The organism is Thalassoglobus sp., from assembly GCF_048270125.1.
In the GTDB taxonomy this organism is placed as follows: Bacteria; Planctomycetota; Planctomycetia; order Planctomycetales; family Planctomycetaceae; genus Thalassoglobus.
On record NZ_JBLWTN010000005.1, the window covers coordinates 158,778 to 180,098 of the forward strand.

Below are 21,321 nucleotides of genomic sequence, written 5' to 3' on the forward strand. Positions count from 1 at the left end.
CAGTTTGCTCTAACGCGTGCCCGTGAAGAACGCATTTCACCAGCGTAATTGCTGATCACAAGAGGCTGATCACCACGAGGCAGGTCGCGAACGCCTGTTCGGAATTCCTGTAGAGAGCATATTCAGTATTCAGAATCAGTCCTAAAGGTACTTTGAAGCCCCCTGCTCCATCAGTCGCTTAGCGACTTCTGCTCCCAGTTCTGCCGGGGATGCAGGATCACCTGAAACGGAAACGTCGAAGCGAACTTCTCCATCCGGGCTGAGGGCGACCGCATCCAGTTTGAGGACTTCCTGATCCTGTTGACACAGCACGCCGACAGGAGCGTGGCAGCCTGCCTGGAGAGTGAACATGCAGGATCTCTCAGCTGTAACTTCAATTTTAGTTTGCGCGTGCGAGATTTGATGCAAGAGTTCGATCACTTCTTGATCGTCTTCCCGGCACTCAATTCCGAGAGCAGCCTGACCGACAGCGGGGAGCATCAAAGGTGGTGTGAGCAAAAAGCTGATTCTCTGTTCCAGTCCAAGACGGCGAAGACCTGCTTCAGCCAGAATGATGGCGTCGTACTCGCCGTCATCGAGTTTCTTGAGTCGTGTATCAAGGTTTCCACGAATTTCGAGTAACTCGAGATCCCTACGAGAGGAGAGCAATTGTGATTGCCGTCGCGGACTTCCGGTTCCGATTCTGGAACCAGCAGGCAGGTCATCGAACGATTGAACTTGTGAATCCTTTGGCAGGATCATTGCATCGAACCGCGGGGCACGTTCCGGGATTCCAGCGAGCGACAAACCGGGGATTGGACCGGTCGGTAAATCCTTGAGTGAATGAACGGCAATGTCCGCGTGGTTCTCGATGACGACCCGCTGAACTTCACGTGTGAAAACTCCCTGGCCTCCCATTTCGCGCAACGGTTCCGTCCGGTCACGGTCACCAATGGTCGAGACTGGAACGAGTGCTACATCGAAGAGAGAGGTTGTTTCTCGCAGGCGATCGGCAATGTAGTTCGCCTGCCACATGGCAAGTTGGCTTTCGCGTGTGGCAATACGAATAATTCGCTGCTCAGTTGCCATTAGTCGTCGTCTCCGTCTTCGATGTTGATTTCAAGCGGATGAGCAGGAGCGATCCATTTTTGCCCCGTCGGCATTGGTACTCCCTGCATCGATTGTTGTGGAGAAATACTCGCTCGAATCAGCCCTTGTTCGACAAGTTCTTTGAATTTCTCTGGTGTCATTTTTTGATGGCCAGGTGAGAGAACTCCACATGAAATGCAGAACTGCATTGCCTGTTCCACGGTGATGTCCAGGTCAAGGACTTCACGTCGAGGGACGTTGACGGTGTAGCCAGTCATTGGTGCAGGTGACGATGGAACAAGAAACGTCACACACGGTTCTCCTGCTCCAATCGAAATTTGCATCATACTTTCTCCAGTCACGAACCCGATGGACCACACACCCTTTCGAGGATATTGAATCGCTGCGACGCGACCATATTCGACAGGTTGATTTTCTGTGAAAAAGAAGTCGGTAACCTGCTTGGCTGATCCATAAATGTTTCGCACCAAAGGGAGCCGGCCGAGGATCTGTTGTTCCGTAACTCGAACAAACCAGCTGCCCAATCTCGCGGAGACGAATTGCCCCGTGAAGTAGAGGACAAAAATAATCAGGACGACTGTCAATAAACTGAGATGAAACAGGCTTCGGAAATACTTGTGAGCCACATACTCCAGGTAGACCGCCCTCGCAGAAACCGGAACTTGCCCAGGAGGGAGATTTCGGGCGACCTCTGCGTAAACGTCGTACGGAACGGCATTCGGCCCAAGCTGGACGTAAATTTCCGTCCCGATTTTATCGGCTTCATCCTGCAGCCAGGCAATTCGCTTTTGTTGTCGGGCAGCGTAATCGTCCATCTCATTCGGATTTGTATCTTCCGTAATACGGCGATCGATGGCGGCCTGTTGCCGAGCCACGTATTTCCGATACTGCTCCCGTAACTCTTTCGTGACCAGATAGCCCGTCCCACAATATTTCAGTGGGGGAGCCGTTTCCAGTTGAATCAGCGACTCACTCAAGACGGATTGATCGACAAACTGCGACATTGTGTACTTCACCGTCCAGGTCGCAGGGACGATGATGTACTTATTCACGAAGTTCAGGACCCAGATGAGAATCACGATCGTGAGAATCGTGGGTAAGCTCACTGCCAGCCCGCGAATGAAAATTCGCGTGGGCGTGAGGGCTCGCTTCGGCGAATGCGCCTCACTGTTCGGCTCCTCGCTATTCACATTGTTCTCAATGTCTTCGGACATGAATTCTTTCAGTGAAGGGCATCACAATTGTGTTGCATGTGATCGCAGGAAATGAAATGTTGTTCGGTTCAACAACATTTGAGTTTAATTTTTTTGTTCATTGCAGCCGCACAGACATTCTGCAGCGTTTGCTGAGCAGGCCGATGGGCTTGCACAATACTCTGGGTGGCGTGATTTGAGTGACGTGAACATTTACGCTCTGTGTTCTTCGGGCACTATGCTCCGATGCCGCGAGCTAAGACGGCAACTCTGACTTCTTCTGCGCCAGCTTGCAACAGCACTCTGGTCGCTCGTTGACACGTCGTCCCTGTCGTGAGGACGTCATCGACAAGGAGGATCGACAAACCTGTCAAATCAATTCCCCGATTCACTTTAAAGGCTGATCGTAAATTTTTTCTCCGGGCAGCTGGGCTCAATAAATGTTGTTTCGGAGTTCGTTCTCTTTTGCGGAGTATATGTCTGTCATTCGGGAGCTTCAACAATCGGCTCAGTTGATTTGCAATTGTCATTGAAGCTTGATTCAAGGAGAGAAAGCGATCTGACCAATGCTGTGGAATCGGTACAATTAGATCCATTGATCTGTTCGAGGCCCTATCGCAAACAACTTGAGACAGCAATTGAGCCAAACTCCTCAAGGCGAGTTCGTCATACTGGCACTTTCCCTGTAGAACCGCTTTTTTGAGGAGGCCTGTGTAGTTCCCCAAACTTGCGACCGAGCGAAACTCGTAACCCTCGTGCCGACAATGAATGCATCCGTTGTCGGTGGCTAAGTTTGGGCCGACGACGGCTGAGCAGAGTTCACACGAATTTTTTTGTGTCACATCCAACCCATCGAGACACTCTGCACACATTCTATTCGGGCAGCTTGGGGGGATTGCGGAATGACACAACGAACAGGCAGAAGGGAATAGAAATTCCGCACCTGTTTCCAAGAAGCGATTCAATGGTGCCGTGATCAAACTCACGAATTGGTGATCCCTGTAATCAAGCCACAAATGAAATGTCTCACAGAAAGCGAGCAGACAACTATACAGACAACTATATTGTAACCAGGGCGAATCGTCGAATTACGGGAGAATCGCGACTCCTTGTGTTTCTTCAGGTCGTCCTTCGTGATGGGCGGAAAAATGCAAAAATTGCATCATCGCAAAAACTGCCGAAAAATCATTTGACACATATTGACCTAAATCTGCCGAAAGAATTATTACTCGCTTCTCCTCTCTCACTTCACTTCACTTTCATTTCCCCCACTCATTCACCCACGCACTCATTATTAGCGGAACGCAGAAGGTGTACTTCTCACACACCATCCCACTCTGCGGAAAGCGTTTTGAGATGCGCAGGCAGGAATCTCATGTCTGTTTCCATCCCCCCCGCTACCATACGTCCGACCGGAAGAGTCGCTGCGTGTGCGAAAGATGTTGCCGCTCAGCAGCATCTGGAGCTCGCAATTCGACGAAACGGTTATGAATCGATTGCCGTCTCCTCACTGGAAGAGCTGCGTGCTCTTTTGATGAGCGAAAATATCGCCGCCGCGGTGATTGACGAGCCGGAATCGATTGAAGATATCGAACGGCTCGACACTGAAATGCGAAGAGCCGATCGACCAACACAGTTCATTCTGCTCCCTTCAATCGGTCATCGGATCAACGTCCCTCGCTCGGTTTCGTGCGATGTTGTTGAGCCACCACTGACACCAGAACGAATTGGTCGCTCACTCTTTTCGGCAGTTGGGCGTGCTCAGCTGATCTCTGAAAACCTGGAGCTCAAGCAGAAACTTGAAGGCCGCATGTTCGATGGACTTGTTGGCAACAGCCAGCAAACACGTGAACTTCGTGGTCAAATTCACACAGCTGCAGAACACGATCAACCCGTATTAGTGACTGGTGAAGCGGGCTGTGGAAAATCGGAAGCTGCCCGAGCCATTCACCTGACTCGCTCTGGACCCACACAGCCTCTTCTCACTATTCGTTGCAGCTTGTTGACTTCAGCAGCGATTGAGAAAGAGCTTTTCGGTGACGAAGAATCAGATGGCCGTTTCGCCTCAGCTGCGGATGGGACGCTTGTCTTCGAAGATATCGAAGCACTCACCATCCCGCTTCAAGTGCAAATTGCAGAAGTGATTCGAAACAGTGCTTACCGACGTGGAGAAACGTACATTCCACTTCGAGCACGAATCATCGCGACAACGACCGCGAACTTGCGTCAGCTTTGCACAGAAGCCAAATTCGATTCTCGACTTCTGAATCTCATCGAACGAAATACCATTCAGGTTGCGTCTCTTCGTTCACGAGTTGAAGATCTTCCAGCCCTTGCTGAACACTTTGTTCAACAATGTTGCGTTCGTGAAGGTCAACACTTGCGACGCCTTTCTGATGAAGCACTTTCACAACTCGAAAGCCACAACTGGCCGGGGAATGTTCGTGAACTCGAAAACGTGATCAACCGCTGTTGCTCACTCGCTGGCGATACGGTCATCACTGCTGAAGAAATTCAGCCCTGGCTTGAGCAGAGCGAAGAATCGACCGAGTCTCCAGGTTTGACGCTCAAAGAAATGGAACGCAAACTCATCGAAGCGACGTTCAATCGCTTTGGTGGAAATCGTGAACTGACTGCCAAGGCATTGCAAATTGGAATTCGGACGCTCTCCGGAAAACTCAGAGAATACGGGTACCCACCACGAGGCGGCCCAGGTTCAAACCGCAAACAACAACGTGCTGCCTGATCGCAGTACGACAAATCCCCCCCCAAGGCCGTCTAATAGAAATGTTGGACGGTCTTTTTTAATGCCCAGTTGACGAATAGCATTTCTTGAAGTGGTGTCCAGAATCTGCCTCGTGGCGAGAAGTCTATGAAGTCATGAAAGTAGATTTCACGGGCACACGGTAGGGCAAACTGCTCTAATTCTCCTTATGGCTTGCTCGGGACAATGGTCCCGAGCTACGAGGAGATCGTTCTCTGCTCTCGAGCTACGAGGGGCTTGTCCTCAGTTCATCTTAAAATGGGACAGGCAGCAACAGTGAGTGGTGTTGAAACAGGACCTGTTTTCCTTGTTCACCCAGAAATTGCGTAAAAAAAAGAATGAACACGTAGAGGCCAAGAACCGGGATGATCGTGCCGCCAACCAGCCAGCGGACCGTCCAGTGTGGGCGATTTCCGAGCTCTCGCTTTTTGACAGCATGGTGATAAGCCCATCCCAGCAAAATTCGTGTGGGATAAATACTGACAACGAAAATTAAAGTCACCGGCCACATTGCATCGGGAGGCAACAGGAATGCCTTGAACAGGTAAAGTGGTAACGACAGTAAATACAGCACGACCAACGAAAGTGACCAGACAATGGGGGCATGAGAATAGAGCGAGCGAATTTCGCGAAGTTCTAAACCAGAGCGAAAGCGGTTTTCAGAAGCGAAGCGGGCCTGTAAAAACGGAACCCAGCTGAACACAATGGCGAGCAGAATTCCTCCGGTGACAGTCAGAAGGATTTGCCCCCCCTTCGGTTCCTGAATGGCGGCGTACATGAGAGTGGGGAGAAACAGCCACAAGAAGGCAACTCCGAAACCTCTCAGTCCCAGCCAAAAGTGCCTGCGGATCTCTAATCTCTGGACGAACTCTTGAATCTTTCGGTCCGCATGTGCAAAGTAATTCCCTTCGCGAAGTCGACCTGTCAGCCAGAAAAAATTCTTGAATGGTCGCATAAAACACCAAAACGTTCCGCCCCGTGCAATCGCCAGAATCAAGTGGAGAGTGATGACGCACCAGGCGACATTTAGAGCGAGGTGGAATCCGAGATCAGCTTGCGAACCGGGGTCAATCAAGCGTGAATCGGCGGCAAAGCTCGCGAGAAAACGAAGCGGCAGAAGAAACACCCAAATTCCCCCAGCCAGCACCACTAATTGTGGAGCGGCATCAAGGAGAGGGAATCCATCGCGAATTCGTCCACTCTTCGCGACTCGACCTTCAACGTTCAGGAAATAGCCCAGCACAAAGAAGTTCACAAGTGGAATTGCAGCCAGTACCGCGAGAACCAGCATCAAGCTGACAAAAGCAAACAGATAGTAAGTTGTTAGGACAAGGAAGTTGATTGGATGCCGCCAAGGGACCGGAAACGCAGTTTGTCTCGAATCAATCACTTCTTCGGGTTGATGAGTCCTGCACATTTGCTCGTTGACTTCAGAAGCAACGTGTTCTTGGGTGGACGACATTTCAGCCGCATCCTCGGAATCGAATGACGAATCGCCCATCTGATCAAATGTTGATGTTTGCATTGAAATCACCGGTGGAATTTCCCGTTTCATACTCAAAACTACCCAATTGCCCAAAGGAATGTTTCAGCGAAGCGAAGAAAGACTGAAACTTTGTGACAAAGAACGAGGTATCCAATAGAGGTCGGTGTGAACTCTGAGTGGCGATTTTCGAAAAACTGGAGGCGAAAGTGGTTGTTGTGTTGAAATCCTTCATCTGGCCGGTGCTTGTCGTCGTTGGAGTCGTTTGGCTCACGACGAACAGTGTTCGGTCAGCTGCAGTGGATCCGACATCGATCACAATTCCGACGCCGAAATCTGATTCGACCGCAAAGGAGACCGTTGTTCTTGTCAATCAGGAACTGGCTCGGCTCCGCAGCGAAGCCAACCTTGAAATGGCGAACCCCGCAGAAGAACTGACAGTTTGGCGAAGGCTCTCACTGGCGTTGCATGGCACAATTCCATCGTTAGAGGAAATTCGCAGGTTCGAAGCTGACCAGAAACCTGAGCGTCTCGAGCGCTGGCTTGAATACCTGCTCAACGACAGTCGGTTTGATGACTACTTTGCCGAGCGGCTTGCTCGCAGTTACGTGGGAGTTGAAGCCGGGGAATTCCTCATCTTTCGGCGTGATCGTTTTCTCGACTGGCTTGCGACTCAACTCCACGCGCGACGTCCCTACGATGAAATTGTTCGGGACATGATTTCCGGAACCGGTGTCTGGACTGGCGAGGGTGAAGTCAACTTTATTACCTCAGGGTTCGCGAATGGTGAATTCGATCCGAACAAGTTGTCCGCTCGATCTGTGCGGGCCTTTCTGGGGCAGCGGATGGATTGCGCTCAATGTCACGACCATCCATTCGATCATTGGAAGCAGGGAGAGTTTGAAGGCTTGACGGCATATTATGGTCAGGTCGTGAACAGCCTTGCTGGAGTCGCTGATAAGCATGGCAAGGACTATGTCGTTGAAGATCGTTTAACTCTGGAAAAACGGACGGTGTCGCCCAGTGTTCCATTTCATCCTGAGTGGCTCGGCGAGAATGGTTCGAGACGCGAGCAACTTGCCCGCTGGATTACGCATCCAGAGAACCAGCGTTTCGAACGGGCAGCAGCCAATCGGGTCTGGGCACTGATGTTTGGTGTTCCATTCCTCTCGCATCGACCTGTCGACGATCTTCCCGATCCGGGTACCAATCCAGAGACGGCAACCCTCGATCTCCTTGGGGAGGATTTTCGCAAACATGGCTACGACCTGCGACGTCTCATTCGAGTGATCGCTGCAACGGACGCCTTTCGGATGTCATCAATCTACCCTTTGCCGAACAGCGAGCAGGAGAACGACGGAACCATCTTGCAAACGGCTGCGACGATTCAACAGGCGAAAGAACGCTGGGCTGTCTTCCCGTTAGTTCGACTGCGACCGGAACAAGTGATCGGTTCGATGCTGCAAGCCAACAACGTCCGGACCATTGATCAGAACTCGCACCTGTTTGTTCGAGCATTAAGATTCTTCCGAGAGAATGACTTTGTTGATGAGTTTGGCGATCCGGGAGTTGACGAACTTCAGGACTGGTCCGGAACCATTTCGCAAGCTCTCCTCCGAATGAACGGCGAGTTCTCACGCGAATTGACGTCTCTCAATCCAATGGGCTCACCCGGTCGAGTCGCAACTGCTGGTTCCACTCCCGAGAAAAAAATCGAAACCATCTATCTGGTCTGTCTGACGCGACTTCCCACGGCAGCAGAGAAACAATACTTCATCCAACGATTCGAAAATGACAAGCCCGATCATGCTGTTGAAGACTTGTACTGGACACTTTTTAATTCTCCAGAGTTCTCCTGGAATCATTGAGGTGAGCAGGCAGTAATGGGTGCCCTGAAATGACTTTGAGCTGATTGATTTTCACAGCTCGATTCAGAGGTGTTTTCTGGCGCTCAAGCCGCAAGCGGACTGTAATTATGATCCATCATCATTCATTTCGAAATCTGTTTCAGAGACTCACGCGTCGGCAGGTCATGCAGGCGGGTTTGGGGGCAGGTGTTTCGTTCTTGCTTCCGGCGTTGAGTGCGCAGGCGACACAAAAACGAGGGCAGGAGCGTCCCAAATCATTGATTGTCCTCTGGATGGCAGGTGGGCCAAGTCAGGTCGACTCATGGGACCCGCATCCCGCTTCTGCGGTCGGTGAGACAGTCGGGAAGATCAAGACAAAGTTACCTGGATTGGAAATCTCTGAGTTGCTCCCAATGATGGCGGAGAAAATGCAGAATGTCTCCCTGATCCGCTCGATGGTTTCAAAAGAGGGGGATCACGAACGGGGAACGTACTATGCACAAACCGGATACCTGCCTGATCCGAGTGTCGTACATCCGGCAATGACAGCAATTATCTCAAAGCATCTCGCTGATCCAAACATTGAAATCCCTCAACATATCTCGCTTGCCAGCGGAGATGGCTTCGTCGTCCCACGTGGAGGTTTTCTTGGGGCAGAGTATGATGCCTTCCGGATATTTGACCCGGGGCGAAATGTCCGCAACATGAAGCCGAACGTTGATGAGAAACGTCAACAGCGACGACTGGAAGGGCTCGACGTTGTATCAAACGCTTTCAGACAGCAACGCCCTTATCAGACAAGTGAGACGCTGCATCAAGAGCTCGTCAATAAAGCCTTGACGATGATGACATCGAAGCAGCTTGAGGCGTTTTCCCTTGATGATGAACCGAATGCAACAATTCAAAAGTACGGAGACTCACGCTTCGGCCGCGGTTGTCTGGTCGCTCGTCGACTTGTGGAGCAAGGAGTGCGAGCAACGCAGGTTGTTCTGCAGGGATTTGATACACATATCAACAATCTGAAAGGCCAGACAAAGCAGTTTCAAATCCTTGATCCCGCATTTGCAGCCTTGATTTCAGACTTGAAAGATCGTGATCTGCTCGACTCGACAATCGTGCTTTGCATGGGCGAATTTGGACGGACTCCTCGTCTCAATCCACTGGAAGGCCGGGACCACTGGCCGATGGGTTTTTCATGCGTCCTTGGCGGCGGCGGGCTTCGGTCGGGAGTTGTCATCGGCGAAACAGACCCCGAAGCTGCCAAAGAAGAAGACAAACGAGTGACCGAGCGGACTCCGCCGAAAAACCCGGTGAGCATCCCGGACTTGTATGCCACGATCCTGACGGTTATGGGACTCGATCCGTATGAAGAGATTCAATCCCCGATCGGTCGTCCCTTCATGCTGAGTGAAGGAAGTGCGGTCGAACAACTGCTTCCTGAGCATCTCATTTAAGTGAGAGTTGTGTGGGGCGATCTTCGAAATTGCATCCGTGATCTGCCGTGTGACACACAGTCTCTGAAGTCGTGAAAGCGGCCTCAGATGTATTGTAAGCGGTTCTTAATTCGCCAGGTTTTCGCCTGTTCGATTTTCATCGCGTGAAAAATGAAACGCTGGAACCGCGAGGCATGCTCCAAGGATAGTCGCGACGATATAAAGCCATAAGTGCTCCACGTTTCCGCTGAAGATCGCCGGCGCGATTGAGCGTGCGGGATTCATAGAGGCTCCGCAAATCGGGCCAGCGAACATCGCTTCCAGGCCGACGGTCGCTCCAATCGCCGCCCCCGCCATAATTCCTTTTTCTTTGGCTCCTGTCGAAACGTGCAGGATCACGTACATCAGCAGAAACGTCAGGATGAACTCGAAGATGAACGACTGCCACCATGTGTCGCGCGGAAGCGTCATCCCCAGATTGCTCTGGTCCAGAAAGAGGACCCGCAGCAACCCACTCGCCACGCAGGCACCAAGGAGTTGAGCGATAATGTAAGGAACGACTTCGCGGCCTGAGAACCGTTTCCCGAACCAGAATGCGATGGTCACCGCCGGATTCATGTGGGCTCCGGAAACGTCACCAACCGCATAGATCATCGCCATGACGACCAACCCAAAGGTGAGTGCAACACCAACATGAGTCACATCACCATTTGAAACCTGATTGACCACAACGGCACCTGTTCCTGCAAACACCAGCGCGAATGTTGCGATCACCTCTGCAATGTATTTTTTCATCAATCAACTTCAAGCCATAGAGGTAAGTCCACTTCTAGAGCAGTTTGCTCTACCGTGTGCCCGTGAAGAACGCATTTCTCTAATAAAAATGCTGTTCGCCACGAGGCAGATCCTGCAAACCAATTCGAAAGATGCTCTAGAGCTATTTGCTCTACGCGTCTGCCCGAGTCGAACGCGTACTCCATATTCGAATCAGCTCTGCCGTGTGCCCCAGGAGAACGCATTTCTCCAGTAAAATACTGTTCGCCACGAGGCAGAACCTGTCCACCAATTCGAAAAATGCTCTAATGTGCACAGAGTTCAGCAACTCTGTGAGAAAAAAACAAGTTCCATCTTCACAAAAGCGAAAAGAGTCTTGTCAGCAGTGAGTTGAGCTACGATGACCGATGGACTTGATCTTCCATCAGTTGGCGAGCTTCAAGCGTGGCAGCCTCCCATTTTCCATTTTCTGCATCGCGAACGATGGCTCGCAGCCAATTCGCTTCCCGCTCAGAGAGGTCACCGCTTTCGAGATGGGATTCGATCAATTCAGAAACTTTCGAGACATGCTCTGCGCTCTTGCGATTACAGGCTGAGTAGAGCGCCTTCGAGATTTCGTAGGTCTTCGGGCTGACATCCGGGTATCCGCAGCCAGTGAGGCCACAGAGCAGCAGGAGGACAGGAATCGTGATTGACAGTTTTCTTATATGGTCATATTGCTGATGAAGCAGATTTTTAAAATTCCCCAATGATCTCACCTTCGTTGATGCTTGAAAGTTCTGCCCAAGTAATGAGGTCGATGTTTTCGGAGACGAATCGTACAGCGCCATCTCCCATCATGATTTGTCCCCCGCCTGGATGCTCGGAGAACATTTGCCCGACATGAAGTGTTGGGAAATTCACAGGATGAATGATCGGAAATCCGGTGATGTCGAGTTCTCCACCCGATGGTCCTGCATGGACGATGGTGAGCGTAGCAGCAGCATCTTCTCCATTCTCTGGTGAGGATAAATTCGGATGAGTGTACGCGCCCGGGACGACTCCGACCCATGTTTTCTCGCTCAATTTTGAAGAGTGTTCACCCATGAAAATTGAGTTCGACGTCCCATCGGTGACGTCTCGAAAGCGGGTTGCGGAGTTGCGATAGAAAGGACCATCCGCAACGGCAGCGGCGTTTCCGTTGATCGTTACAGTCGCAGTTTCTGAAGTATAAATGTTCGTGAAAATTATGCCGGTTCGACTCGCTCCACATTCTCCCCAGCACGACTCCTGTCCATGGCTGGCTACGTAGTGGCTGCGACCAAAATTGATTTGATTTCCTCCAATGACCAGAGGACTACCCGCTGCATCCCGGACAGTGAACTCTTCATGTGATCCAGAAACTGACGGACATAAAAGGACAGAGAGTCGAGTCCGGACTGGAGCCGAATTTGTGGGAGAGAAGCAAGCCTGATTCAAGTCCAGATTATTGTAGAGTGGAGCTTGATCGAGAAACGGAAGCAGCATCGTCCCCCAGCCCCATCCGGGTGCGGCATCCCATGTTTGCGGATCGATATTCGCCCAGCCGGGCCCGCTTCCATCGCTTGTCCCATACGAGTAGTACCCAGCAGGAAACGTAGAGTGGACATCATGGTAGTTATGGAGAGCGATGCCAATTTGCTTGAGATTGTTTCTGCATTGCGAGCGCCGGGCTGCTTCTCTCGCCTGCTGAACGGCAGGTAAAAGGAGCGACACGAGAATCGCAATGATTGCAATCACCACAAGCAGTTCAATCAACGTGAAACCGTGTCGGTGGCGAAGTTGGTGAAATCGTCTATTCATCCGTCCCTCTTGATACAGAGTAGCTGTTGTTACAATTAGGGCGTGATTGTAACTGTGGCTACGGATGTGTCAAGAGTCTCTTTGCACGAGGCTTGTTGCGTGTCGGGAGAGAGGCGAAGAACCGAAACTGCTGGCTGGCCGATGTTCTTTCACGGCAAGTTGAGACTGCTCGGCGCATTTCCAATGCTTATCGTGGCGAACAGTTCACTTCCAGCGCCTCGTGAACTGTTCGCCACGAGGCAGGATCTCAAAAGCAGCATTGAATTTGAGATAGAGCGTGCAGTTTGTTAATTCTTCTGAGACGACTTGAGTGGACTGCGTTCAAAGAGAATAAATCCATTGTTCTCGTAGAGCCTCTTCCAATGATCGACGTTTTGCTGAAGTGAATTATTCTCAGCCGGGAGCAAAACGTAATCAATCGTTTCCATCCAGTCGCCTTGCGTTCCGTCAGCCTTCCAAGCGTCGACGTTTTCTTTGCGGGTCGGGTAGTCTGGCGTGTTGAACTTGTGCCCGTGATACGGTTGCGCGGAAGTGAATGTTGCGCTGAGGTAGCTGAGGATGTCGTCTGGGATCAGAAGAACTCCTTCGAGTTGCTGTTCGTCCATCCAGCGAAATGCGTCTCTCGCGTCGTGACTGAGTGGTATGTTGTTCGAGTTCTCTCGCGTCGTTATCGTCAGAAATGCAATGTTGTCCAGCGAAGCGAGAAGGATCACAAGAGCGAGTATCAAAGTTTGTCTAGCACGACTCGATTGGTCTCTCACTGAGATGACCCAACTCGAAATTCTTGGGGCAGCGATCAGAAACAACGGAAGCCAAACGTACCCTCGTGCGAAGTGCAGCGGTTGATGCGGCTTGACGAAGTAGTCATGTTGAATGAGCAAAAACGAAACCGCAAATGCGACCAGAAAGAACCATGTCTCTGGCACAAAATTTCTCCAGTTTCCATGCATTCGTTGAAAGGCCAGCAGCATGACCACGCCATACGCCAGTGCAACAACAATCGGCGGGACCACCCATTCAAGGGCCCACGTTGACCTTAAGTTTCGATGCGATGCGAACTGTTCCAGGAAGATGAAGTAATAACCCAGGAAAGCAGCCAGTCCGGCGGTGAGAACCAATCCGCGCCATAAGGGGCTCAGGTCAACTTTTGGAGTCGACATCTCGTTCGGCTGTTCACTCGAGGAAGGTCTCCCGGAGTAGAGATTGACAATCAATTGCGCGAGATTCCACGCTCCCAGAATGAGGAGTTGTTGAATCCCAGTAAACGGATGAGTCGCAGCCAGAACCAGGACCAGCGTCACTGCCGACCATTCACGACGTCGTAAAACGCACAGCCAGATGCCAGCAGCAAACGCATGATAGACAGCTTCTGTTGGCAAAATGAAGTTTCTTCCCCAACTCATAAACCACCAACCGCGACCTAAATCGAACATCAAGACGTCCGACAAAAGTGGTTCACCCTGCGCGAGGTTCAGGAAGCATTTGAAGAGGACAAAAAGGCCTCCTCCCCACATCGACAGCAGAAAGACCGGTGTCACTGCCCGATTGTCGGGAATCAACTGCCGAATGATTTGCAGCGTAAGCCAACTTCCGCTGATTCCTGCTACAAGTCCCAGGCTGACAAAGACGAAACCCGGATCAAGTCCGAGTACAACAACACTGAAACCGAGAATCCAGGTGAACCAGTGGAAGTAGATCGTCGGTGCATTGGGGTTTTCATCGTATGGATTTGGCCCAGCGAATCCGTTTCCTCGTTCGAAGATATCCCGTCCGTTTGCGACGTAGTAGGGCATGTCGTATTGAATAAATCCTGACGCTCCATCCGGATTCACGCAATGCGCAGCGTAAATCGAATAGAACGGCAGTAACGCCGCGCAGGCCAATAAAATGTCGAGAACTTGTCTGCGCATACAGCTTGGCAACATCGCAAGAAGGAAACCTACAGGGTGGTGTAAATCTACATCACCCGTTGAATGATGCACGTCTTGAGTCGAGACTGTTGCGGCTGATTGATCGACTTGCCGAGAGAAGGCGTTATAAACCGGTCAGAAGTTCTAGAGCAGTTTGCTCTACCGTGTGCCCGTGAAGAACGTATTTCTCCAGTAAAAATGCTGTTCGCCACGAGGCAGAACCTGCAAACCAATTCGAAAGATGCTCTAGAAGCAGTCTCAGAACCTATGGAATCGTGGCCTTTCTCTGTGCCAGAGAAGTGAATAGAAAGATTTGGGATCAGTTTTAAAAGACTATTGTTCTTCTTCTGTAGGAGATGACATTTGTCCGCGAGGCAGAATGCGAATTCCAATGCAAAAATGTACTGCCTTACGATTTTGTCTGTTCTTGGATCATGTATTCCAGGGCAGCCCATCCCTGTAGTTGCTCGGCGGTCCAGGTTGATTCTTTTCCATTCTCTAAACGATGTCTGGCAGCTCGAAGTTCTCTTCGAAGTTTCCGCGAGAGGCTGACATTCGTATTCACGTTTAACCCGGTGACTGTTTGCCGCTGATGTTGTCTGAGGATGCGCTGCTTCTTTGAATTCAGTTGATACCCGGATCGCTTTAGGAGATGGCGGGTCCGCTGGATGATTCCGCGCATTCTCTTTGGAGAATCCTTTCGAAATGAATAGGTGATATCATCCGCGTAGCGAGAGTACTCCCCCCGATACTTTGTGGCACAACGAACCAGCTGTTCGTCGAGGAGATAGTTGACGAGGTTGCTGATCCGGGGACTCGTTGCGGCCCCTTGTGGAAGGCTGTCCTGCTCACATGTTAATTTCGTGAGGAGTTTTGCTGATTTCTGATTCCAGCCGATTCGACAAAAATAGGCTTCGACTCGCGATGCCGTTGTCGATGAAAAGAAGTCGACCACATCAAGTTTAATGACAACAGCTTTCCCGACATGCGGCAGCGCGTTGTGGACGATCGACTTTCCAGTTTCAAAACCGCAGGCAGCTGGGTGAGATCGAAGCTTTACGAGGAGGCGAAGCAGAATGCGTTTCTGAATTTCAGCAGTTTTTTTATCGGGAATCCGTAACTCGCGAGTGCCACCCGATCTTTTGGGAATGAACGCTGAAATATATTGAGGTTGGTGCTCAATCAGTTCTTCTACTGAATAGCCCAGGCGATTGGCCAATTCTTCTATTCCAAGGCCCCAGCCTAATTTCGTTCGAATCCAGTGCCAGGGATGCTTCGAGGTCAATTGCAGAAAGGCCGTCCACCAACCGAACAGCATGATTGCACAAATCGCAACCAGAAGTACGGACATGATTGCGAACGAAATTTGCGAATCGGAATTGAGCAGCCAAAAGAGAGTGACAACTGCCGTCGCTGCCGAGAGACAGCAACCGGTTGCCAACTGAAAGGTCCCTTTTGCAGACATTCTGTCACGATGCGGTGAAAGGCTGTGCGATGGAGATCAGCGAAAAAAGTAGAGTGAGGCAACAAATGTTGCCTCACTCAAATTGCCTTGCAAAGCGTTCTTTTAACACTGGGACAGTGAAAAGAACGCTTTCAGCAGAGTTTTTGCAGCCACATCAGGACCGGGTCGACGAAACATCGACCTTGTGCACTCAAACACCACCAAGGCAGATCGATTCTCTCGAATCCCCTCGCAGCAAGCAACGCATCAAACAATCAAAACTCAATGTCAGGCATTTAGAAGATCAAAGGTAAACTCCCCTGCTCTGCTGGCGCAACATTTTTCTGATCCTCAGACCGTGGAGTTATACTTACCCCATCAGTGATTTCAGTCGTTGAACCGCTTCTTCTACATTGGCGCGGCTGTTGAATGCGCTCAGGCGGAAGTCAATTTGTATCTGGTGGTTCAATAGACGGTTGGTTCGGCTGACGAGCGGCCCCCTCAACTTGAGGCTCGGGTAGATGTGATTGATTCAGATAATTTCTGTCAGATTCTTCGGCCATCATTTGTTCGCGAAGATTAACGATTTCGTCCGGCAATGTGCCATATTTGGGGTTTTCGTCATTCTTAATGAAAGGCTTGATAAGGTTGGGGGTTGATTCTAAAAATGTTCGCAGGTATTTCTTAAGTAAATCTGGATTATCTATGGGGACTAATCCCAATAAAATTTCCTCTTCCGTCGAAATGCCATCATTCATGTCGCAATAGATAATGGGATATGGAACGCCGTTAATTACTCCTTTTAGCGCTTGTTTGCTATCCAAAAAGAGCTTTAGCATGTCGCTAGAAGCAGGTTCACAAGTTTCGTATCCATGAAGAATTAGTAAGGCAAGGTCTGCAGATAGAACAAACTTCGTTGTAGTGGCAAATTTCGAAACACGAAATCCGAGATCAATAGCTGGGCCTAAGTAATCAACTGTGTTGGATTGCTGAATGCGGACTTTTCGGTTAGTTACAGGAAAACCTGCAATCCAGCCAGTGGCTTTGAGGCCAAGAGGCAAGTCTTTCTTCTGCCAATTTTCTTCGGGAAACCGTTTTACGGCATCTTTGAAAGCCCAGAGGTGAGAGATTCCCTCTTGATGGCGAGAGATCGGTACGGAAAATAAAATCTCGTCGCCGGAAAATTTCCAAGGGGTGAGTTGGTTAGTACTGTCTTCATATTTTGCTGGTAGCTTTGCGTAACTGTTTTGAAGTTCCTCTGGGAATGAGCGGAAGAATTCGCTGAATGTTGCTGCCCAAGACGACCCACTTTTTATTGAATTCCCACTTTTATAAGCTGTTGAGCCAACAATGTCGGCACTGCAAAACATCCTTAACTCCCACGCCCATTTCTCTTCAGTCACCCAGCACCTCACTCCTAACCTTTGCTGCTTCCTGAGAAACACCGAATTGAGTGGCGATACTTACAATCGATTTGTTTTCCTTCATTGCTTTAGTGAAAAGCGTTTTCGGCATCAAAAAAGCTGCGGCAAACCAATTTGCTTCCCATTCAATTCGTGTAGATCCACTTCGGTAGGCAATGATTGCTTGCTCGCCTTGATTGGAATGCAAAAAATAGTGTCCTAATTCATGGGCAACAGTAAATCGATCCCGCAAAGTACTCGTATATTTAGGCAAGCAAATATCAAAATCGAATCGCCCGTGTACAAAAATCGATCCAGTCGCTGTCTCTTCCCATTTGTCAGTGTCCTGCAGGTGAATGCGTCCGCGTAGGCGCTTAACGAGATCAGCAGGATCCGAACCAACCTGAAAGTTCGCTTGTGATGCGACAGTTTCAGCGTATGCTTCAACTTGTGATTTATTGAGATTGCAAGCAGGAATTTTATCGCCCTCAATGTAGGCTATGTCTTTTCGAAGATTACTCATCCCTGCTCCTTCGGGCGTTCAAACACATCGAAACAAACAAAAGGTGAAACAATTCTTTGCAATTCGGATTCTTTCATCGAACTGACAAAGTGTCAATGGGACAGCAGTCTTTAGGGGTTTACTTGTGGAGTATTGCTTACCCCATCAGTGATTTCAGTCGTTGAACCGCTTCTTCTACATTGGCGCGGCTGTTGAATGCGCTCAGGCGGAAGTAGCCTTCACCGCTGGCGCCGAACCCGGAGCCGGGGGTTCCGACGAGGTGGGCTTTGTCGAGGAGGTGGTCGAAAAACTCCCAGCTCTTCATCCCTTCCGGAGTCTTCAGCCAGATGTAAGGAGCGTTCACGCCGCCAAAGACATCAATTCCAACAGGCTGCAAACCTTCGCTGAGAATGCTGGCATTCTCAAGGTAGAAGTTGATGAGGGTTTTGATCTGCTCTTTGCCTGCGTCGCTATAAGCAGCTTCAGCTCCCCGTTGGATGATGTATGAGACGCCGTTGAACTTGGTGCTTTGGCGACGATTCCAGAGAGCGTGAATCTCCTTCTCCTCTCCGTTTGCCGTTTTGCCTTTCAGGCTTTTTGGAACAACTGTCAATGCACAGCGAGTCCCGGTGAAGCCAGCGTTTTTACTGAAGCTGCGGAATTCGATGGCACAGTTTCGAGCTCCGTCGATTTCATAGATCGAGTGCGGGATCGAATCGTCTGTGATGAAGGCTTCATAGGCAGCGTCAAAGAGGATGATTGAGCCATGCTCGTTGGCGTAATCGACCCACATTTTGAGCGTCTCTTTGCTGGCGACAGAACCAGTGGGGTTGTTGGGGTAGCACAGGTAGATCATGTCGACCGGCTGTTCCGGCAAGCTCGGCGTGAAATCATTTTCCGCTGTGCATGGAAGGTAAGTGAGTCCTTCGTAGCGTCCATTCTCATCAGCTTGGCCCGTTCGGCCAGCCATGACGTTGGTGTCGACATAGACCGGATAGACCGGGTCTTGAACCGCGACAGTGTTACTTGGTCCGAAGATGTCGAGAATGTTTCCTGTATCACATTTTGAACCATCAGAGATGAAAATTTCCTCTGAGGAAATGTCACAGCCGCGCGATTGAAAATCATTCGCTGCAATGGCTTCTCGCAAGAATGCATAGCCTTGCTCGGGGCCATAACCGCGGAAGGTTTGGCTCTGTCCCATTTCGTCGATCGCAGAGTGCATTGCGGTGCGGATCGCTTCGGGAAGCGGTTCGGTCACGTCACCGATTCCAAGCTTGATCACGTTCGCATCGGCGTTTGCATCGCAAAACGCATTCACGCGCCGTCCGATTTCTGGAAAGAGATAACCCGCTTTGAGTTTCAGAAAGTTGTCGTTGATGTTTGCCATGATGGAATGTTGTGAAAAGTGAGTGAATGGGGATGAGTGAGAAATCTGTGTCGTCACTGAACTTCGTTCAGTTGATCAATGGACGCGCATTCCCGGTTGAGCTCCGTCATCGGGGTTGAGGAGGAAAATTTCGTTTCCGCCGGGCCCGCAGGCGAGGACCATACCTTCGCTGAGGCCGAATCGCATTTTGCGAGGCTTCAGGTTCGCACAGCAGACAACGAGTCGTCCGACGAGCTCTTCCGGAGTGTAAACGCTTTTGATTCCAGCGAAGACGTTTCGTGTTTCGTCGCCTCCGAGTGAGAGTTTCAGTTGCAGTAGCTTATCCGCACCTTCGACGTGTCCGGCTTCCACAATGCGAGCGACTCGCATGTCGACCTTCATGAAGTCTTCGATTGTGCAGTGTTCTTCGGTCATCGGCTCCTTTTCAAGAGCTTCTGGCCCATCATTAAATTGTGGAGCAGCAATTGCATCGGCTGCTTGTGTCTCTTTGGATTCTTCAACCATTTGTTTGACTTTCTTTTCGTCGACGCGTTTCATCATGTGCTGGAATTTGCCAACTGTTGTGCCGAGAAGTGGCGTTTGGGCGTCGTTCCAGTGTTCGATTTTATTGTTTAAGAGTTCTTCGGTTTGTTTTTGGATGCTGGGGAGAACCGGTGCAAGATAAATGATTACCTGCCGGAACAGGTTGAGACCGACAGTGCAGATGTCGCGAAGTTCGTCTGCACGTGATTCGTCTTTACGAACGACCCACGGTTCTTTTCCCTCGATGTATTGGTTCGCACGATCTGCCAGAACCATGATCTCTCTGACAGCGCTGCTGTACTCGCAGTTCTCGTAAAGCTCAGCAATTTTTTCTCCGACGGCGGCTGCCTGTTCGAATAAACCTCCATCTTCGGGGTACTCAGCGGAGAGTTCTTTTCCTGCTACAAACTTGGCACACCGACTGGCGATGTTGACGACCTTGCCAACAAGGTCGCTATCGACTTTCAGTTTGAACTCATCGAAGTTCAAATCGATGTCGTCAACTTTGGAGCTCAGTTTTGAAGCGATGAAGTACCGCAAATGCGACGGATCAAGATGCTCCGCGTACTTGGCAGCTTCGATGAATGTCCCCTTTGATTTGGACATTTTCTCGCCGTCAACGGTCAGGAAACCGTGGATGTGCACTTTCTCTGGAAGTGTGAGTCCAGCTGTCTTCAGCATCGCAGGCCAGAAGAGAGTGTGGAAATAGGTGATGTCTTTTCCGATGAAGTGATGGATTTCGGTTTGGTCGCTTTTCCACCAGTCGTCGAGGTTTTCGCCGTTTCTTTTACACCACTCATAGGTACTGGCGATATATCCGATTGGCGCGTCGAACCAAACGTACCAGTAATTTCCGGGGAAGTCGGGGATTTCAAATCCGAAATAGGGAGCGGGCCGTGAAATATCCCAGTCGCGAAGTTCATCACTCAGGAAATGCCCTTTCAGATAGTTGGCGACTTCTGGCTGCAGGTGCTTACCCGACTGAGTCCATTCGTTCAGGAACTCATGGCATTTTTCAAGTTCGATAAACAGGTGCGTCGCAGTCCGCAACTCGGGGGTTGCCCCGCTCAATGTGCTTTTCGGGTCAATCAATTCGGCGGGCGTGTAAGTGGAACCGCACTTATCACAGTTGTCGCCGTACTGATTTGTCGCTCCGCACTTCGGGCATGTCCCTTTGACGAAACGGTCAGCGAGGAAAGTTTGTGCTTCCGGATCAAAAAGCTGTTCGATCTCTTTTTGCTTGACGAGTCCGGCATCGCGGATCGATTTCCAAATTTGATGACACAGTTCCCGATTCTCTTCGCTGTGTGTCGAACCGAAGTTGTCGAACTCGATATCGAATTTGGAAAAGTCGTTGATATGAGCTTCACGGACGTCAGCAATTAATTCTTCTTCGCTGCGACCTTCTTTGCGGGCGCGAATCATGATTGCGGTGCCGTGGGTGTCGTCCGCACAGAAATAACGACAGTTATGGCCCCGTAATTTCTGGAAGCGAACCCAAATATCGGTCTGGACGTATTCGACCAAGTGGCCAATATGGATATTTCCATTGGCATACGGCAGAGCGGCGGTGACAAGAATACGGCGGTTTGACATAAGTGGAGGTCGATTCGAGTGTCTGTTCGTCGGCAAAGTCTGGAAATCGTTCAGATTTCATTGAATGAACGCAGTTTAGACAGCAATTGCGTTGCTCGCGAGTAGTTCAACATGAGAAAGTCGAGTTCGCTCTGAATTTGACACGGTTTT

16 protein-coding genes are annotated in these 21,321 nt (G+C 50.3%); 3 read left to right on the top strand and 13 right to left on the bottom strand.

Annotated features, from left to right (window positions below; all coding sequences use genetic code 11):
• Window positions 1-141: 141 nt before the first annotated feature.
• The 3 genes from hemC to ACN0YR_RS08375 all read right to left on the bottom strand — a co-directional run bounded on the left by hemC (window position 142) and on the right by ACN0YR_RS08375 (window position 3,154).
• Window positions 142-1,068, bottom strand: a complete 927-nt coding sequence (gene hemC, locus ACN0YR_RS08365) for a hydroxymethylbilane synthase (RefSeq protein WP_417848749.1) — start codon at window positions 1,066-1,068, stop codon at window positions 142-144.
• The gene (locus ACN0YR_RS08370; RefSeq protein WP_417848750.1) at window positions 1,068-2,303 is read right to left on the bottom strand and encodes a DUF502 domain-containing protein; all 1,236 of its coding nucleotides are present in this window, start codon (window positions 2,301-2,303) and stop codon (window positions 1,068-1,070) included. Before ACN0YR_RS08370 ends, hemC begins: the two co-directional genes overlap by 1 nt.
• Before the next feature lie 215 nt (window positions 2,304-2,518).
• On the bottom strand, window positions 2,519-3,154 hold the full coding sequence (locus tag ACN0YR_RS08375; protein WP_417848895.1) for a ComF family protein: 636 nt from the start codon (window positions 3,152-3,154) through the stop codon (window positions 2,519-2,521).
• Window positions 3,155-3,657: 503 nt separating this feature from the next.
• On the opposite strand from ACN0YR_RS08375, the gene ACN0YR_RS08380 reads away from it, so the two are divergent.
• A complete protein-coding gene (locus ACN0YR_RS08380) occupies window positions 3,658-5,028 on the top strand; it encodes a sigma-54-dependent transcriptional regulator (protein ID WP_417848751.1) in 1,371 nt (456 codons plus the stop codon).
• Between the two features lie 271 nt (window positions 5,029-5,299).
• Here ACN0YR_RS08380 and ACN0YR_RS08385 read toward each other — a convergent pair whose 3' ends face one another.
• Window positions 5,300-6,601, bottom strand: coding sequence for a DUF4013 domain-containing protein (locus tag ACN0YR_RS08385; protein ID WP_417848752.1), 1,302 nt, complete (start codon window positions 6,599-6,601; stop codon window positions 5,300-5,302).
• Between the two features lie 107 nt (window positions 6,602-6,708).
• Here ACN0YR_RS08385 and ACN0YR_RS08390 point away from each other — a divergent pair, with 107 nt between their 5' ends.
• Window positions 6,709-8,397, top strand: a complete 1,689-nt coding sequence (locus ACN0YR_RS08390; RefSeq protein WP_417848753.1) for a DUF1549 domain-containing protein — start codon at window positions 6,709-6,711, stop codon at window positions 8,395-8,397.
• Between the two features lie 107 nt (window positions 8,398-8,504).
• Window positions 8,505-9,830, top strand: a complete 1,326-nt coding sequence (locus ACN0YR_RS08395) for a DUF1501 domain-containing protein (RefSeq protein WP_417848754.1) — start codon at window positions 8,505-8,507, stop codon at window positions 9,828-9,830.
• A 105-nt stretch (window positions 9,831-9,935) separates the two neighbouring features.
• Here the strand turns inward: ACN0YR_RS08395 and ACN0YR_RS08400 are convergent, their stop codons facing one another.
• From ACN0YR_RS08400 to metG, 9 genes are all read right to left on the bottom strand, one after another.
• Window positions 9,936-10,604 carry an MIP/aquaporin family protein gene (locus tag ACN0YR_RS08400; protein ID WP_417848755.1) on the bottom strand — a complete coding sequence of 223 codons (669 nt, stop codon included), beginning with the start codon at window positions 10,602-10,604 and terminating at the stop codon, window positions 9,936-9,938.
• Between the two features lie 374 nt (window positions 10,605-10,978).
• Window positions 10,979-11,332, bottom strand: a complete 354-nt coding sequence (locus tag ACN0YR_RS08405) for a hypothetical protein (protein ID WP_417848756.1) — start codon at window positions 11,330-11,332, stop codon at window positions 10,979-10,981.
• A complete protein-coding gene (locus ACN0YR_RS08410; protein WP_417848757.1) occupies window positions 11,319-12,404 on the bottom strand; it encodes a DUF1559 domain-containing protein in 1,086 nt (361 codons plus the stop codon). Before ACN0YR_RS08410 ends, ACN0YR_RS08405 begins: the two co-directional genes overlap by 14 nt.
• 287 nt (window positions 12,405-12,691) lie before the next feature.
• Window positions 12,692-14,314 (bottom strand): hypothetical protein, encoded by a 1,623-nt coding sequence (locus tag ACN0YR_RS08415; RefSeq protein ID WP_417848758.1) that lies wholly within the window; start codon window positions 14,312-14,314, stop codon window positions 12,692-12,694.
• Between the two features lie 409 nt (window positions 14,315-14,723).
• Entirely contained in the window at window positions 14,724-15,779 is a 1,056-nt protein-coding gene (locus ACN0YR_RS08420) for a reverse transcriptase family protein (protein ID WP_417848759.1), read from the bottom strand.
• A 425-nt stretch (window positions 15,780-16,204) separates the two neighbouring features.
• The gene (locus tag ACN0YR_RS08425; RefSeq protein WP_417848760.1) at window positions 16,205-17,161 is read right to left on the bottom strand and encodes a hypothetical protein; all 957 of its coding nucleotides are present in this window, start codon (window positions 17,159-17,161) and stop codon (window positions 16,205-16,207) included.
• Entirely contained in the window at window positions 17,154-17,684 is a 531-nt protein-coding gene (locus ACN0YR_RS08430) for an ImmA/IrrE family metallo-endopeptidase (RefSeq protein WP_417848761.1), read from the bottom strand. Before ACN0YR_RS08430 ends, ACN0YR_RS08425 begins: the two co-directional genes overlap by 8 nt.
• 136 nt (window positions 17,685-17,820) lie before the next feature.
• On the bottom strand, window positions 17,821-19,053 hold the full coding sequence (locus tag ACN0YR_RS08435; protein WP_417848762.1) for an LL-diaminopimelate aminotransferase: 1,233 nt from the start codon (window positions 19,051-19,053) through the stop codon (window positions 17,821-17,823).
• 75 nt (window positions 19,054-19,128) lie between these two features.
• Window positions 19,129-21,171, bottom strand: a complete 2,043-nt coding sequence (metG, locus tag ACN0YR_RS08440; protein WP_417848763.1) for a methionine--tRNA ligase — start codon at window positions 21,169-21,171, stop codon at window positions 19,129-19,131.
• Window positions 21,172-21,321: the final 150 nt, after the last annotated feature.